Raw genomic sequence first — 15,387 nt, forward strand, 5'->3', positions numbered from 1 at the left:
TTTCAAAAAGTATTTTGGGAATAAACGCCCTACACCAGAAGAATATATTTATAAGATTACCAAAAAGACAAAAGTGTAATACAAAACAAATGCTGTAAGGGGGATTGTATTATGGAACATTTTAAGCGAAATTCTATACAATCATACACTACCTAATAGCATTTTATTAAAAACTGAATATCTTACAGCTTTAATAGCTCGTATAAAACTATATGTTTTGTGCGGGCTTTTTTCATACCAAAAAAAATTTTTTTAATTTTTTCGGTTTCAACTTAACAAATCACACCTGCCGTTCCCTATATGGTGCGGAAAGAGGGATAACCACTTTTCACGTCGTAACGGAAAGGGGGTGAGATTGATGAAACCGTCTGACTTCCAGAAAACAGTTCAATGCCGTTTTGAAAGTTGTTTGAAGAAAGTTGTCCGACATGTTGTTAAGGACTATCAGAAGAAATTAAAACGACGACAAAAGGAAGAAACACTCTTTTGTGAACTTCCAGAAATCGTTGTAGAAAATCTGGCTGTCTGGGACGACTATGATACGGACTATACGATTTTCAATGTATGCGGTAATGATATTCGTGTCTATGATGATGAATTGGCAGAAGCCTTGAAACAGTTATCCGAGCGTAACCGTGAAACTTTGCTGATGTATTACTTCTTGGAAATGAACAACGAAGAAATTGCAAAAAAGCAGAATATTTCCAGAAGCGGTGTATTCCAAAATCGACATAACTCATTGGTACTTATGAAAAAATTACTAAAGGAGAAACAGTAAAATGAAGCAAACATTTAAGAAGCCGTCCTACTATTTGCTTTCACAAGCAATGGACGGAGACGAAAAAGCGATTGAAAAGATACTGGCATTTTATGACCCGTACATATCAAAGTGCTGTCTGCGTCCACTCTATGATGAATACGGCAATGTTTATATTGTTGTAGATATGGAATTAAAGGGACTTATCAGAGAAGCACTTATCAAAATGATTTTAGGGTTTGATATCGCCTTAGAAATCGAAGAAGAATAACAAGCAGTAACCGCAGAGTATGATTTGTTCAATCCCCTCTTTCCTGCTCTGCACCTGCTTTTACATGAAAGCAACACGCTTTCGCCACAGCTCTTTGACAACTGAATAAAGCAGACAGATACGTTTGTGAGATAGCGAGCCACGGGGACTGTACGCCACGACCTTTTCAAAAGAAAGCGAGCGACCCACGCAGTGATCCGAGAGCGACTGTTGGAAAAGTTGTTTTGCCACGACCTATCCTCACAGAATAATGATACGTCCGCATGGTGCGGTTCTGCCCACAAGAATGGGAATAGTTGAGATACTAACGGAGCTTTCCAAAGCCGTCTGTCTGCTTCTGTAACATTGTGAAAAACACGCATATTGGATAAGCCTATGTGCGTATGTTGAGAATAGATAGCTGACTAAGGGGGCTGATAACTTGGCTAAAAAAGAACCTGCACAATATATCGTAGAACGGGAATTTTTAGGTAAATTTTCCGTAGAGGAATTGCTTGTCCGTATCGTGAAATCTCATGTAAAAAAAGGACTATCAAGAGGGTAAAACCCTTGAAAACAATGGAAAGAAGCCGTACTTTATGGTATAATATTATCATAGGTACGGCAGTTGAATAGGTGGAAAAATGATTTATCAAAAAGGTTCAAACTTATTTAACGTGGCTATTTATATCAGATTATCACGAGAGGACGGAGATAAGGAAGAAAGCGATAGTGTAGGAAATCAGAGAAAACTTTTAACAGAATATGTGAACAAGCATGATGACTTTATCTTATATGATGTTTATATTGATGACGGTTTTACGGGAACGAATTTCAATAGACCAGACTTTCATAGAATGATTGCTGACATTGAAGATAACAAGGTAAGTTGTGTTGTTGTAAAAGACCTTTCCCGTTTCGGACGAGATTACATTGATACGGGGCGATATTTGGAAAGAATATTTCCAGAGCTTAATGTTCGTTTTATTTCTGTAACAGATAATATTGATAGTATGAAGCAGGCATACGATATGTTACTTCCTATTAAAAATATATTCAACGAGCAGTATGCCAGAGATATTTCTAATAAAATTCAAGCGACTGTAAAATCAAAGCAGAAAGCAGGAGAATTTATCGGAGCTTTTACAAGTTATGGTTATAAGAAATCTCCTGCAAATAAAAATAAACTTGTGATTGATGAATATGCGTCCGAAGTTGTAAAAAGAGTATTTACTATGTATGCACAAGGAATAGGAAAACAAAGCATTGCCAAAATACTAAATGCAGAGGGTATCCTTTGTCCGTCGGAATATAAAAAGCTCAACGGCGAAAATTACAAAAATTGCAATCGTTTAGAGAAAACTTCTTATTGGACGTATTCCACGATTAAAGTGATGTTACAAAATGAGCTTTATATTGGAAATATGGTACAAGGAAAGAAACATCAACGTATGAGAAGCAAACAGCGTCCAGTTGAGAAAGCAAACTGGATAAGGGTTGAAAATACACATGAACCGATTATAGACCGTCAACTGTGGGATAAGGTACAAAAACTGCTGACGAAAAAACATAGGGATATTGATTTAGAAACAAATAAAAATATCTTTGCAGGTTTTATCAAGTGTGGCGATTGTGGTCGGGCAATGATGAAAAATTTCTGGCGACGTGCTGACGGAAGTAAGTCCTATTCATTTTATTGTGGAACTTACAAAAGAAGTGGAAAAGATTATTGCACTCCGCACACGCTCCCGTTTCAAGTATTGAATGATATTGTGCTGGGAGATTTAAAGCAGATTATCCGCAATGTAGAGAACTTGCAGGAACTTGTAAAATCACAATCTTTCACAGCAATAAAAATCAGAAAATCAACAGACATAGAACTGACAAAGTTAAAAGCAGAGCTTGAAAGAGTGAAGAAGTTGAAAAAGTCAATTTATGAAGATTACAAAGACGAACTGATTTCTAAAGAAGAATTTCTTTCTTATCGAGAGGACTATCAACAAAAAGAAACGCTTTACTCCAAACAGATTGAAACGCTGGAAGAAAAGAAAAAGGAAAGTGTAACAGAAGATGTTTTTGAAACACCGTGGTTAAGGCGGTTGTTGGAACTGAAAGACATTGAAGAATTAGACAGAGATATTATTGTGGAAATGATAGACCAGATAACAGTTTATGAAAACCACAAACTTAAAATCTCATACAACTTCGGAAATGAACTGGAACATTTATTTTCAAGCGTTTACTGTGAGGACTTGGAGAAAAAGGCTATCTAATCTCAATACATTTCTAACTCCCCATATATATTGGGGAATACATATCACAATTTGCGTAAACTACAATCAGCACACGGGGGAAGTGATCCGGGCGCTGTCTATGAGGGACGCAGGGAAAAGGATGACAATCTTTCCCTCGCCATCGCGGTCGGCGAGCTTCTTTCCCAGCAGGGTGTCTCTGTCATTTATACCCGCACAACCGATGTTTATCAGACGCCGTTTGAAAAGGCGCAGATGGCCAATCAGGCGGATGCCGACTTTTTTATTTCTTTTCACCGGAATTCTTCGGAGGAACCGAACCAGTATACCGGCGTGGAAACGCTTGTCTATGACAACTCCGGCATCAAACAGACAATGGCAGAAAACATTAACGGCGCGCTCTCGGAGCTGGGATTCCGGAATCTCGGTGTCAAGGCACGGCCAGGGCTTGTTGTTCTGCGGCGGACGAAAATGCCGGCTCTTCTGATTGAAACCGGCTTTCTGAACAATGAGCAGGACAATACGCTCTACGATGAAAAGCAGGAAGAAATCGCCCGCGCCATCGCGGATGCAGTGCTTGGAACGCTGGATCTCGAGACGGTCACGGAGGCTGACCGGCGCGCTGCGGAAACGGAAGCCGCCCGTCCGTCCGTTTCAACAGCGGATACCGTCACTGCTTCCGCTTCGCCCCGTCCCACGCCGCCGGAACAGGAAAATCCTTCCGACACACCGGAAACCTTCTACCGTGTCCAGACCGGCCTTTTCCGCATCCGCCAGAATGCCGACCGTATGCTTTACGACCTTCTCGACCAGGGCTATCCCGCTTTTCTTCTCGCCGAGGACGGCTTTTTCAAGGTCCAGGTCGGCGCTTACCGCCAGCTCGGAAATGCCATTCTGATGGAACGCCGCCTGCGCCGCGACGGCTATTCCACCCTGATTACCACCTGAGCGTCTGCCGCATCAGTCGAAAAAAGAGCGTGCCGGAATTTTGTTTTCCGACACGCTCTCGTTCTCCTTATAACTTTTTCAGTTTTGCAAACGAAGCAAACATTTTCTTCGTACCAGCCTGGTCGAAGTTGACGGTAACTTCATAATCTCTTCCGCCGTCCACGATATCCGTGACAATGCCGACACCGAACTTGATATGGCGCACCGTATCCCCGATTTCGTAATCGAGTTTCGTCGCCTTCTGCGCGCTGAAGGTTTTCGCCTGCTGCGGCTTCTCGCGGAATGCCTGCTTCATCGCCGCATAGACGCTGCCTCTCGTCGGAATGTCCATCTTCGGCTTCCGGTCTTCGATCTCCCCGCGCTCCCGCTCCAGGGAAATCAGCTCCCGCGGAATCTCTTTGACAAAACGGGACATCTTGTTGTACTGCACTTCGCCGCGGATCATTCTCTGGCGCGCACACGTCAATGTCAGATGCTGCATCGCACGCGTGATGCCCACGTAGCAGAGACGGCGCTCCTCCTCCAGCTCCGACGGATCATCCCCGGTGATCGTCATGTAGCTTGGGAAAATGCCATCCTCCATGCCGGCAAGGAATACGTTCGGGAACTCCAGTCCTTTTGCGGAATGCAGTGTCATCAACAGCACGTAATCGCTCTCCTCATCCACCGAGTCGATATCAGACACCAGCGCAACCTCCTGCAGAAAACCACCGAGAGATGGCTGTTCGGCGCTCTCCTCATAATCCGCAATCTTTGAAATCAGCTCGTCGATGTTCTCGATGCGGGCTGCCGCTTCTTCGGTTCCCTCCGCCTGCAGATCTGCTACATAGCCGGTCTCCTCGATGATTTCATTCAGCAGCTCTTTGACCGACAGATAATCTGCTTTCGCGCGGAGTACCTGTAAAAAGGACGTGAAGGATTTAATCTTATTTAAAGACCGCATCAGCCCCGGCACATACTCGGCCTCGAGAAGCGCATCGTAGAAACGGATGCCCTGCTCTGCCTCCCAGTCCTGCACTTTGTTGATCGTCGCCGCTCCGATACCGCGCCGCGGAACGTTGATGATACGCAGTACCGCAAGGTCATCCTCCGGGTTCTCGATCACACGCAGATACGCCAGCAGATCCTTGATCTCGCGTCTCGCATAGAAGTTGACACCGCCCACGATTTTATATGGAACATTTGCAAGCAGCAGTTTCTCCTCAAAAAGACGGGACTGTGCGTTGGTACGGTAGAGAATTGCATAATCACGATACTTCTTTCCCTCCGTGCGGACGCCGCGCGTGATTTCTCCTGCCACGTACTCCGCCTCCTCAAAACCGCTCTGGAACTGCCGCAGATCGATCAGGTCACCCTCCGGGTTCTCTGTCCACAGGCGTTTTGCTTTTCGTCCCTGGTTATTCGCAATCACTTCATTTGCCGCATTCAGAATATTCTGCGTAGAACGGTAATTCTGCTCCAGTTTAATGACCTTCGCATCCGGGAATACATGCTCAAAACTCAGAATATTTTCAATATTCGCCCCGCGGAATTTGTAGATCGACTGATCATCATCGCCGACAACGCAGAGATTGCGGTATTTTGCCGCCAGAAGGCTCACAAAGCGGAACTGAACCGTGTTGGTATCCTGATACTCATCGACCATGATATAGCGGAACTGCTCCTGATAATAGTCGAGCACTTCCGGGAACTGCTGGAATAATTTTACGGTCTGTACCAGCAGATCATCGAAGTCCATCGCATTGTTTTTCTTTAACTCTGCCTGATACTCCGCATAAACTGCCGCATACTTCTGCAGCTTCCAGTCGATTCCCGCGTCAATCCGGTACTGGTCCGGCTCAATCATCTCATCCTTTGCGGACGAAATTGCCGCCATGATCGCACGGTCGCGGTACAGTTTCGGATCCATCTGGAGCCGTTTCATGATGTCCTTGATCAGCGATTTCTGGTCATCGGTATCGTAAATTGCAAAATTGTTGGCGTATCCCAGACGTTCAGCATGGCGGCGCAGAATCCGCACGCAGCTGGAATGGAAGGTGCTGACCCAGATCCGCTCCGATCCGTATCCCACGATTTTATCGACACGCTCACGCATTTCTCCGGCGGCCTTGTTCGTAAAAGTGATCGCCATAATATTCCACGGATTGACGCCTTTGTCCCTGATCAGGGAGGCGATGCGGTGCGTCAGTACCCTCGTCTTTCCCGAACCGGCACCTGCAAGGATCAGAAGCGGCCCTTCGGTGTGCTCCACAGCTTCCATCTGCATCGGGTTTAATCCTGTTTCTGTCTGATTCATGTTCTTTCTCCTTCATCTGCTTCGAATCTTTTCACATGCATCTCAGTATATAACAAATCCGCCCCGGTTACAAGTAAGAACGAACATACGTTGCATTTTTATCATGGAAACTTTTTTCGCAAAGTCCTTGCTATCTGGTATTAAAAACTATATAATGGGAACAGTGAGGTGATAACAAATGACGATAGACTCAGATAAAATTCTTCATGATTTACTGAATTCACTGGATTCTCTCGAAGGCATCCGCCCGGAGGAAATCCCGAACATTGCTTTATATATGGACCAGGTCACGACCTTTATGGACGCACAGCTCGCTTCTTCGCGCCGCTTCGAGTCCGATAAGGTTCTGACAAAAACAATGATCAACAACTATGCAAAAAACAAGCTGCTCCCGCCGCCGGTCAAAAAGAAATATTCGCCGGAGCACATGATGCTTCTGGTTTTTATTTACTACTTTAAAAACATCCTCTCGATCACGGATATCCAGACACTGCTCGCCCCGATCACCGATCGGTATTTCGGCACGGAGAGCGGCTTTTCCATCAAAGATATCTACGACGAAATTTTCCAGATGGAAAAAGAAGAAATTGCATCCGTAAAAGAAGATCTTCTGAAAAAAGCGGATGTATCCAAGTCCATGTTCGGCAGCTCACCGGAGGAGGACCGGGAATTTCTCCAGCTCTTTTCGTTTATCTGTCTGCTGAGTTTCGATGTCTATCTGAAAAAACAGATGATCGAGCACATGGTGGATGAACTGGCATCCCTCGCGGCGCCTTCTGATCCGAAAAAGAAAAATTAAGAACAAATGTGTAATCAAAAAAAGACGGCTGCGTTGGAATCGCACCGTCTTTTTTGATTTTACACATTTTCTTTCTTTTCCATCCGTTCAAACACCATCTCATATCCGTCGTTTCCATAGCTTAAGGAACGGTTCACGCGGCTGATCGTCGCCGTGGATGCTCCCGTCTTTTCGGAGATTTCCAGATACGTTCTCTTCTCCCGCAACATTTTCGCCACTTCAAACCGCTGCGACAGCGAAAGCAGTTCATTGATGGTGCATACATCCTCAAAAAAAGTATAGCATTCTTCCTTATTCTTCAGACACAAAATTGCCTCAAAAAGCTGGTCTACTGCTTCTGAATGAAGTTTCTTGTTCATTTCAAGCCCTCCTGTACGAAAATTAAGTCCCCATCTCATTCTTATAACTCGGAATACTACCATTTTAGCACAGTAAAGTGTGAAATACAAGTCCTTTTATCCCTGCATCAGCAAAGCCTGTACCATCGACTCCCGCTGTCTGCGGTAATCGCTCGGCGAACAGGCCTTTACCGTCTTGAAGGTACGGTTGAAGGCACTTAAAGAAGAGAATCCGGAATTCATCGCCACATCCGTGATACTCATCTTTTTGTCGTACAGAAGCTCCTCTGCGCGTTTGACGCGTTTAGAATTGAGGTACTCATAGAATGTCATGTTCATGTACTGCTTGAAAATTCTGGTAAAGTGGAACTTGGAAAATCCGCTGACCGCAGCTACTTCCTCGAGAGAAAGATTCTCCATGTAATGGACATTGATATAACGGCAGGCGCTTAAAACAGCCTCTATATATTCCTGCTGCTTCATTGCCCCGAACGTATTCTGCGCGTTGGCATCCGAAAATCCCTTGCGGCCAAACTCTGAAAAAAGCTCTTTGAGGCCGGTGCAGATTCTGTGCGTCATCACTGCGCCCTCATTATCGTATTCCCGCACCAGTTCCAGAATCTGGCTGCGTAGAAACAGATAGAAGGGATCTTCCTCATCCTCTTTTTTGAAGTAGATGGCCGGAAGCCGCAGGAAAATCGTTTCCATTTCTTCCTGATTCTCCACACAGCCCGGTTCCACCAGCATGACAATCCGTTCTCCCTGGGATACGAATCTCATTCCGTGTACAACGCCGGAATTGATCATAATGATGTCGCCCTCTTTCAGATTATAGCTGTCTTTTCCGACAACAACCTCATATTCGCCTCTGGTCGGCATGATAATTTCAATTGCGGTATGCCAGTGCTTCGGATAGCCTTCTGTCACGGTGTTGTGAAAGATTTCAAACGCCGGCGGGTTTGCTGCATTCCGGTCAAATGTTTTCCCATGTTCCACTTTCTTCATCTTATTTCTTACCTCTTTTTATTACAGCAGCTCTGTAAACAGATCTTTTACGGTCGGATAAATCTTTGCAAATTTCTGATACTGGCGCTCATATTTCTCAACCAGTTCCGGTTCCGGCTCGATGGTCTCTGTCACACGAACAATTTTTTCTGCCGCCTCTTCTACGGATGAAAAGACACCGCAGGCAACGGCTGCCAGCATGGCTCCGCCAAGTGCCGGGCCTTCCTCGGACTCAATACGGTCCACTTTGATGTTCAGCACGTTTGCGATCATGCGTCTCCACAGCGGGCTCTTTGCACCGCCTCCGCAGATTTTCGTTCTCTCGATCTGGATGCCGAGGGATTTTGCTACCTCAAAGGAATCGCGGATCGCAAAGGCAACGCCCTCGAGAACAGCCTGGGTCATATCCTCTCTTGTGGTGTCCATGGTCAGGCCGATGAAGGTTCCTCTTGCATCCGGGTTGTTGTGCGGGGAACGCTCGCCCATCAGATACGGCAGGAAGAAGACATTATTCTCGCCAAGTTTTGTGATATTCTCCTGCTCTTTTGTATATTCTTTTGTGCGGATAATTTCATCCATCCACCATTTGTTGCAGGAAGCTGCACTCAGCATGCATCCCATCAGGTGATAGTGGCCGTCTGCGTGTGCGAATGCGTGCAGGGCATTGTGGCTGTCTACGCCGAATTTGCTGCTGGAAATGAATACGGTTCCGCTTGTACCAAGGGAAACGTTGCACATGCCGTCGCCTACGGTTCCGGTTCCGACTGCGGCTGCTGCGTTGTCTCCGGCTCCTGCTACAACTTTACAGGTCTCTGGCAGTCCAAGTTCTGCTGCTACTTCCGGTTTTAAGGTTCCGACAGCGTCAAAGCTCTCATGGAGCTCCGGCAGCATCTCCAGGGAAATACCGCAGATTTCTGCCATCTCTTTTGACCAGCATTTGTTCTTGACATCCATCAGAAGCATGCCCGATGCATCGGAGTAGTCGCTTACGAATGCGCCGGAGAGACGGTATGCCAGGTAATCTTTTGGAAGCATGATTTTGCAGATTTTTGCGAAGTTATCCGGCTCATTTTCTTTCACCCAGAGAATCTTCGGTGCGGTAAAGCCTGCAAATGCAATGTTTGCGGTATACTCGGAGAGTTTTTCTTTTCCGATTACGGTGTTCAGATAATCGGTCTGTTTTGCGGTACGGCCGTCGTTCCAGAGGATCGCCGGGCGGATGACGTTATCGTTCTCATCCAGGATGACAAGGCCATGCATCTGGCCGCCGAAGCTGATGCCGGCTACCTGGGATTTGTCTACGTCTTTTACCAGCTCGCGGATTCCCTCTTTGCTCTGCTCCCACCAGTCTTCCGGTTTCTGCTCAGACCAGCCTGGATGCGGGAAATACAGCGGATACTCTCTCGATACAATATTTACAATTTTGCCTTCCTCGTCCATCAGAAGCAGTTTGACAGCGGAAGTACCAAGGTCAACACCAATAAAATACATGTCGAATCTCCTTTTTCTACTCTTTTTCAAAAAGGGCGGCAGCAGACCTAGATCTCTGCTCCGCCCTTTTGCTTATGCGTTACTGCATATCTTTCTTATTTTTCAGTGAATCTTCCGGAACGGATTAGCCCCACGGATTCTCTGTCGGGTAACGAACACCCTTCGGCTGGTTGTAGCCGATCTCATCTACTTCAACACCGAGCATTTTAAATACTTCGAATAACGGTTTTCCGAAGTGTCCGAATGCTACTGCGCCGTGATGCGGATAGTTTTTCTCTACCAGTACGTGACGGTAGAATCTGCCCATCTCCGGAATAGCGAAGATACCGATGCTTCCGAAGGAACGTGTTGCTACAGGAAGAACCTCGCCCTCTGCGATGTATCCGCGCAGTTTTGCGTCAGATGTGCTCTGCAGACGATAGAAGGTGATGTCTCCAGGAACGATATCTCCCTCGAGGGTACCCTGTGTTACTTCTTCCGGAAGGGTTCTTGCCATGATCATCTGATATTTCATAGAGCAGAATGCCAGTTTGGTGGAAGCGGTATTTCCGCAGTGGAATCCCATGAAGGTATCTTTTAAGGTGTAATCAAATTTGCCTTTGATTTCGCTCTCATACATATCCTTCGGAACGGTGTTGTTGATGTCGAGGAGTGTTACGGTGTCTTTGGATACAACGGTTCCGATGAACTCGGACAGTGTTCCGTAGATATCTACCTCACAGGATACCGGGATGCCCATCTTGGTCAGACGGCTGTTGACATAGCAAGGAACGAATCCGAACTGTGTCTGGAATGCCGGCCAGCATTTTCCGGTCAGGGTTACGTATTTTCTGGATCCTTTGTGTGCTTCGATCCAGTCTAACAGGGTGATCTCGTACTGAGCCAGTTTCGGCAGGATTTCCGGTTTCAGGTTTCCTTCGCCGAGCTCTTTTGCCATATCTTCTACGACTGCCGGGATTCTCTCATCGCCTGCGTGTTTGTTGAATGCTTCAAACAGGTCAAGCTCGGAGTTCTCTTCGATTTCTACGCCGAGGTTGTACAGCTGTTTGATCGGTGCGTTACATGCCAGGAAGTTGGTCGGACGCGGTCCGAAGCTGATGATTTTCAGGTTCTTAACAGCTACAACTGCAGTTGCAACCGGTACGAAATCTTTGATCATGGCTGCTACGTCTTCTGCATCGCCAACCGGGTACTCCGGAATGTATGCGTGCAGGTTGCGCAGTTTCAGGTTGTAGCTTGCGTTCAGAACGCCGCAGTATGCATCGCCGCGTCCGCCTACAAGGTCGTCGCCGGTCTCTTCTGCTGCTGCTACTACCATGCAAGGTCCGTCGAAGTATTTTACAAGCAGGGTTTCCTCGGTCTCCGGTCCGAAGTTTCCAAGGTATACAACAAGTGCATCACACTCTGCTTTTTTCAGGTCTTCGAGTGCGTTCATCATGTCGATTTCATTCTCGACGATGATTGGACATTCGTAGATTTCTCCGTCGTATGCTTTTACGACTGCTTTTCTTCTGTTCTCGGAAAGGCTGTTCGGGAAGCAGTCACGGCTTACTGCAACGATACCTAATTTGATTTCCGGTGTATTGTTGATCATTTTTGAAGATCCTCCTTTTTTTGGTTTTCTTGGTTTTTGGTTTCTTTTTATGTTCAGAACTGCTCTTTTGGGGCAGTGTTTCTGATTTCTGGTTTTGTCTCTGGTTTTATTTTACCGAGAGGTTTTCTCCTTTGATGCCTGCTACGCTTCCAGCGATGTTTGCATCCGGGTGGCTTAAGAGCCATTTGTTTCTGGCGAAGAGCAGGTCGTCTTCCGGGGTGTGTTTTTCTTCCAGGGTGATGTCGGTATTGGTTCCTTTTGGAAGTACTACGACGCATTTGAAGCCGCTGGCTGCCACGTTGCATGGTGCGTAGTGGAGGGTGGTTGCGTAGACTTCAATGGTGGTTCCGGCCGGGATTAAGAAGGCCTCCATTTTGGATGAGTCGTAGGTGTGGTCTTCGGTGATGTCCTGTTCTTTTCCGAGGATCAGGATCAGGTCGGTTACGGCGATGTTAATTTCGCTGTCGCGGTGGTATTCTACGGCGTTCAGTAAATGGTTGTGGCCGTTGCAGTAGCCGATCTGGATCGGCATGCCGCCGTAGAGGCTGTCGGATACGGACTGGGCGCTTTTGCAGGCTTCGAGGCTTTCAATGGAAGGCTCGTAGACTACGTCATCGGGACATGGGGTCTCGGACATGGCGGTGATGATGTCGCTGACGTCGAGGTCTTTGATGACTTTGCCGTACTGGCGGAATGCTTCGTCTGTTACTTTCAGAATCTGCATTGTTTTGGTGCTCCTTTCGTACAATTAGTTTAATGATTGAACTAATTGTAATATAGCACTTGTATGTACTTCTTGTCAACATGTATTTGGATGAAAAAACGGACGGGTTGACAAATAAGGGGGAGGTTGGTATACTTTAATACGTTAAAATAATAAGACGCTAGGGGAGCCTTTGGCTGAGAACGTGGGACAGGGATAAGCTCACGGACCCTCACTACCTGAACGGGATAATTCCTGCGTAGGGAAGCTGGAACGTGGTTTCGGATGTGATTCGGGACTGTGTTTTTATGTGAGCCCCTCCAAGCGGAATGCGAAGGAGGTTTTTTTATGAGTTTTTTTGTTACTGCTGACGGCGGACTGACGACGGCCGGTTATGTTGGATGCGTGGTGCTGATGGTGGCGCTGGTGGTGATTGCTTCGGTTCTTTCTGCTCAGAAGAGTAAGGGGACGGGAATGGATGCAAGGAAGCTGGCGTTTTGTGCGATGGGGATGGCGCTGGCGTTTGTGACTTCGTATGTGAAGGTGTTTGAGCTGCCGTACGGGGGATCGGTTACGTTGTTTTCGATGCTGTTTATTGTGCTGATTGCGAACTGGTATGGGGCGAAGACGGGTATTCTCGTTGGTTTTGCTTATGGACTGCTGCAGTTTATCCAGGGGCCGTATGTGCTGTCGCTGTTCCAGGTGTGCTGTGATTATGTGTTTGCGTTTGCGGCGCTGGGTGTGGCCGGATTCTTTGGAAAGAAGAAAAACGGGCTGCTGATCGGGTATATTGTGGCTGTGCTGGCGAGGGGATTTTTCCATACGTTAGGCGGATATCTGTACTGGATGGATTATATGCCGGAGAATTTCCCGCAGTCTTTGAAGGCGCTGTATCCGATTATTTACAACTACAGCTATCTGCTGGCTGAAGGTGTACTGACGGTGATTCTGATCTCGCTGCCGCCGGTGAAGAAAGCACTGCAGACGGTTGCAAGAACGGCACATGGTGCAAATTAAATAGAATTACGTGAAAAAATCCGGGAACGCATGATTTTGCGTTTCCGGATTTTTTACGTGGATATCAAAATTTACTGAGCACTCTCCTCTGCGGCTGTGTCGGCGGCGGAACTCATGGGGGTGATGACGATGTTTTCTACGCCGATTCCGGTTTTGCGGGTTACGATGTCTTCGATCTGGGCACGCTGTTCCTCGGTTACTTCTTTCATCGGAACGACGATGTCGGCGGTTTCGCCGGTCAGGTTTACGACGACATCGTTGAAGCCTTTGGCTTCGAGGAGGAGTTCGGTTGCCGACTCTTTTTCTACGAGTTCCGTCATTTCCACCATGCTCTGGACGGCGCTCTGGCGCTCGGTTTCGGAGAGGTTGGTGTTGTTGATGATTTCGTTTAAGGTGTCTTTATTCTGGGAACGGATCTGTTCCCGGTCGATTCTGGCCTGGGCCATGTATGTAGATGCCCCGGCAAGGACAGCCTCTCCCGGCGTTTCGGTGACGGTCCGCGACGAGTCCCCTGCTGTGCCGGCATCCACCTCGTCGGTGATATCGGTGTCCAGGCTGGAGATGTCTTTTAAAACGGTGCTGGCATCCGCCGTGGTTCCGTCTGCCTTCTCCTTCGTGGACAGGGTACTGTCAGCATAGTTGATGTATCCGGCGACGGCGATCATGATCGCAAGGGCGGTGATGATGACCTGGTTTTTCCGGAATTTTTTCTTTTTCCCGGCCGTCTTTTTCGGCGATGGTGTCTCTGCCATTTTCTCAGGTGCATTCATTTCCTGTTCTAATTTTTCCACGCATTTGACTCCTTTACTTCATTTTGACTACTTTAATCTTATTTGCGCCCACCTGAAATAATGCCATCACGGCCTCCTGAATCTCCTGTATCGTCACCGGGTTTCCCCCGCCTTCTGCGATAACGAGCACGCCGCGCACCGCCGGGTACTCCTCGGAAACCACATACGGTGTCTCGGCCCCGTTCTGTGTCTTTTCATAGACAGTTGCCTCATCCTGCGACGAGGATGTAACGCTTCCGGTCTCCTCTCCCTTCTTGTTTTCCTCCGTTGTGCTCCGCGTTGGGACATCTTTTTCCACAATCTTTTTTCCTGTGGATTCCAGCGTCACCACGACGTGCACTGCGCCCACACCGTCCATCTGGGAAAGTGCGTCACAAAGGCGCTGTTCCATCTCCTCCTGCACCGAAAGTCCCGCATCCCCCGCCGGACGCACAGCCGTCTCCTGCGGCTGTTCTGTCTCCTCACTGGTCTTTTTTGTTCCCGTCGGCAGCAGCAGGACAACGCCGATTGCCGCCAGCAGGAAGTACAGCATCCACTGCTCCTTTTTCTGTTTCCGGAAAAACGCCGCTGCCTTTTCCCTCATAGGCCTATTCCGAAATCTCTACCATAATATGCGCCGGATCGGTTCCGTAGACCTCACTTAAAACACTTTTGATCTCTGTCAGCTTTTCATCGAGCATTTCCCGCTGTTTTTTCTGTTCTTCGCGGTAAATGCTCGTCTGCCGCATCGGCGCTTCAATGCGGATCTCTTTTGCCTCACCGGTGTTTCCCGGCTCCAGCGTTACCGAAACGGCTGCCCCCGGAATGCCGCTCTCTGACAGATACATCCGGATCTGGCGCTCCGTCTCTTTTTCCCAGGCGCCCACGTAATACTGTTTTTCAAAGCTTTCTGCACGAATCTGTACATTTTCCATTGCTGCTGCCTCCTCTTCCAGCGTCAGACGGTCGAGCGTCTGCGCCATTTTCTGCTCCAAACCTCCCGCTTTTAGCACGGGCTGGAAAAAAATCAGTACCATCACAATTCCAAGAAAAAACTGAACCGGCTTCTTGTCCTCCTTCTCCGGGATCAGGTTCAGCACAGTTGTCATAAAAATCAGAAAAATTGAAATATTCTTAAGCCACTGCAGAATCTCTTCTACCATGCCG

16 protein-coding genes and 1 riboswitch are annotated in these 15,387 nt (G+C 47.3%); of the genes, 7 read left to right on the top strand and 9 right to left on the bottom strand.

The window, feature by feature from the left end; all coding sequences use genetic code 11:
* Positions 1 to 358: 358 nt before the first annotated feature.
* The 5 genes from DW743_RS16715 (at position 359) to DW743_RS16740 (ending at position 4,207) form a co-directional block, all read left to right on the top strand.
* Positions 359 to 778 (top strand): RNA polymerase sigma factor, encoded by a 420-nt coding sequence (locus DW743_RS16715; RefSeq protein WP_117762184.1) that lies wholly within the window; start codon positions 359 to 361, stop codon positions 776 to 778.
* Between the two features lies 1 nt (position 779).
* The gene (locus DW743_RS16720; protein ID WP_004613734.1) at positions 780 to 1,028 is read left to right on the top strand and encodes a helix-turn-helix domain-containing protein; all 249 of its coding nucleotides are present in this window, start codon (positions 780 to 782) and stop codon (positions 1,026 to 1,028) included.
* 421 nt (positions 1,029 to 1,449) lie between these two features.
* Positions 1,450 to 1,572, top strand: a complete 123-nt coding sequence (locus DW743_RS18670; RefSeq protein ID WP_002323371.1) for a hypothetical protein — start codon at positions 1,450 to 1,452, stop codon at positions 1,570 to 1,572.
* Between the two features lie 79 nt (positions 1,573 to 1,651).
* Positions 1,652 to 3,280 (top strand): recombinase family protein, encoded by a 1,629-nt coding sequence (locus tag DW743_RS16735; protein WP_117762186.1) that lies wholly within the window; start codon positions 1,652 to 1,654, stop codon positions 3,278 to 3,280.
* A gap of 51 nt (positions 3,281 to 3,331) precedes the next feature.
* Positions 3,332 to 4,207 (top strand): N-acetylmuramoyl-L-alanine amidase, encoded by an 876-nt coding sequence (locus DW743_RS16740; RefSeq protein WP_117762187.1) that lies wholly within the window; start codon positions 3,332 to 3,334, stop codon positions 4,205 to 4,207.
* Positions 4,208 to 4,274: 67 nt separating this feature from the next.
* Here DW743_RS16740 and pcrA read toward each other — a convergent pair whose 3' ends face one another.
* Positions 4,275 to 6,503 carry a DNA helicase PcrA gene (pcrA, locus tag DW743_RS16745; RefSeq protein ID WP_055228510.1) on the bottom strand — a complete coding sequence of 743 codons (2,229 nt, stop codon included), beginning with the start codon at positions 6,501 to 6,503 and terminating at the stop codon, positions 4,275 to 4,277.
* Between the two features lie 178 nt (positions 6,504 to 6,681).
* Between pcrA and DW743_RS16750 the strand changes: the two genes are divergently transcribed.
* On the top strand, positions 6,682 to 7,302 hold the full coding sequence (locus DW743_RS16750; protein WP_117762188.1) for a DUF1836 domain-containing protein: 621 nt from the start codon (positions 6,682 to 6,684) through the stop codon (positions 7,300 to 7,302).
* Between the two features lie 59 nt (positions 7,303 to 7,361).
* Here the strand turns inward: DW743_RS16750 and DW743_RS16755 are convergent, their stop codons facing one another.
* The 5 genes from DW743_RS16755 to DW743_RS16775 form a co-directional block, all read right to left on the bottom strand.
* A complete protein-coding gene (locus tag DW743_RS16755) occupies positions 7,362 to 7,661 on the bottom strand; it encodes a YerC/YecD family TrpR-related protein (RefSeq protein WP_022463203.1) in 300 nt (99 codons plus the stop codon).
* Between the two features lie 96 nt (positions 7,662 to 7,757).
* Positions 7,758 to 8,645 carry an AraC family transcriptional regulator gene (locus DW743_RS16760; RefSeq protein ID WP_117762189.1) on the bottom strand — a complete coding sequence of 296 codons (888 nt, stop codon included), beginning with the start codon at positions 8,643 to 8,645 and terminating at the stop codon, positions 7,758 to 7,760.
* Positions 8,646 to 8,666: 21 nt separating this feature from the next.
* Positions 8,667 to 10,136 carry a xylulokinase gene (xylB, locus tag DW743_RS16765; RefSeq protein WP_022463201.1) on the bottom strand — a complete coding sequence of 490 codons (1,470 nt, stop codon included), beginning with the start codon at positions 10,134 to 10,136 and terminating at the stop codon, positions 8,667 to 8,669.
* A gap of 124 nt (positions 10,137 to 10,260) precedes the next feature.
* Positions 10,261 to 11,727 (bottom strand): L-fucose/L-arabinose isomerase family protein, encoded by a 1,467-nt coding sequence (locus tag DW743_RS16770; RefSeq protein ID WP_055221457.1) that lies wholly within the window; start codon positions 11,725 to 11,727, stop codon positions 10,261 to 10,263.
* 109 nt (positions 11,728 to 11,836) lie between these two features.
* Entirely contained in the window at positions 11,837 to 12,454 is a 618-nt protein-coding gene (locus DW743_RS16775; protein WP_055221409.1) for a DUF4867 family protein, read from the bottom strand.
* Between the two features lie 152 nt (positions 12,455 to 12,606).
* Positions 12,607 to 12,716, top strand: a riboswitch (TPP riboswitch).
* A gap of 65 nt (positions 12,717 to 12,781) precedes the next feature.
* Here DW743_RS16775 and DW743_RS16780 point away from each other — a divergent pair.
* Positions 12,782 to 13,450: an energy-coupled thiamine transporter ThiT gene (locus DW743_RS16780; protein ID WP_055221407.1), complete on the top strand. Its 669-nt coding sequence runs from the start codon at positions 12,782 to 12,784 to the stop codon at positions 13,448 to 13,450.
* A 71-nt stretch (positions 13,451 to 13,521) separates the two neighbouring features.
* Here DW743_RS16780 and DW743_RS16785 read toward each other — a convergent pair whose 3' ends face one another.
* Genes DW743_RS16785 through DW743_RS16795 form a run of 3 tightly spaced genes read right to left on the bottom strand, consistent with a single transcriptional unit; the run spans position 13,522 to position 15,383 of the window.
* A complete protein-coding gene (locus DW743_RS16785; protein WP_226906390.1) occupies positions 13,522 to 14,241 on the bottom strand; it encodes a SpoIIIAH-like family protein in 720 nt (239 codons plus the stop codon).
* A 13-nt stretch (positions 14,242 to 14,254) separates the two neighbouring features.
* On the bottom strand, positions 14,255 to 14,824 hold the full coding sequence (locus DW743_RS16790; protein ID WP_117762190.1) for a stage III sporulation protein AG: 570 nt from the start codon (positions 14,822 to 14,824) through the stop codon (positions 14,255 to 14,257).
* A 4-nt stretch (positions 14,825 to 14,828) separates the two neighbouring features.
* A complete protein-coding gene (locus DW743_RS16795) occupies positions 14,829 to 15,383 on the bottom strand; it encodes a stage III sporulation protein AF (RefSeq protein WP_022463195.1) in 555 nt (184 codons plus the stop codon).
* Between the last annotated feature and the right edge of the window lie 4 nt (positions 15,384 to 15,387).

This window comes from Blautia sp. AM28-27 (assembly GCF_003480905.1).
Classification (GTDB): Bacteria; Bacillota; Clostridia; order Lachnospirales; family Lachnospiraceae; genus Fusicatenibacter; species Fusicatenibacter saccharivorans.

Coding starts and splice junctions, on each gene's coding strand:
- DW743_RS16715 (WP_117762184.1), top strand. CDS start 359: ATGAAACCGTCTGACTTCCAGAAAACAGTTCAATGCCGTTTTGAAAGT.
- DW743_RS16720 (WP_004613734.1), top strand. CDS start 780: ATGAAGCAAACATTTAAGAAGCCGTCCTACTATTTGCTTTCACAAGCA.
- DW743_RS16735 (WP_117762186.1), top strand. CDS start 1,652: ATGATTTATCAAAAAGGTTCAAACTTATTTAACGTGGCTATTTATATC.
- pcrA (WP_055228510.1), bottom strand. CDS start 6,503: ATGAATCAGACAGAAACAGGATTAAACCCGATGCAGATGGAAGCTGTG.
- DW743_RS16750 (WP_117762188.1), top strand. CDS start 6,682: ATGACGATAGACTCAGATAAAATTCTTCATGATTTACTGAATTCACTG.
- DW743_RS16755 (WP_022463203.1), bottom strand. CDS start 7,661: ATGAACAAGAAACTTCATTCAGAAGCAGTAGACCAGCTTTTTGAGGCA.
- DW743_RS16760 (WP_117762189.1), bottom strand. CDS start 8,645: ATGAAGAAAGTGGAACATGGGAAAACATTTGACCGGAATGCAGCAAAC.
- xylB (WP_022463201.1), bottom strand. CDS start 10,136: ATGTATTTTATTGGTGTTGACCTTGGTACTTCCGCTGTCAAACTGCTT.
- DW743_RS16775 (WP_055221409.1), bottom strand. CDS start 12,454: ATGCAGATTCTGAAAGTAACAGACGAAGCATTCCGCCAGTACGGCAAA.
- DW743_RS16780 (WP_055221407.1), top strand. CDS start 12,782: ATGAGTTTTTTTGTTACTGCTGACGGCGGACTGACGACGGCCGGTTAT.
- DW743_RS16790 (WP_117762190.1), bottom strand. CDS start 14,824: ATGAGGGAAAAGGCAGCGGCGTTTTTCCGGAAACAGAAAAAGGAGCAG.
- DW743_RS16795 (WP_022463195.1), bottom strand. CDS start 15,383: ATGGTAGAAGAGATTCTGCAGTGGCTTAAGAATATTTCAATTTTTCTG.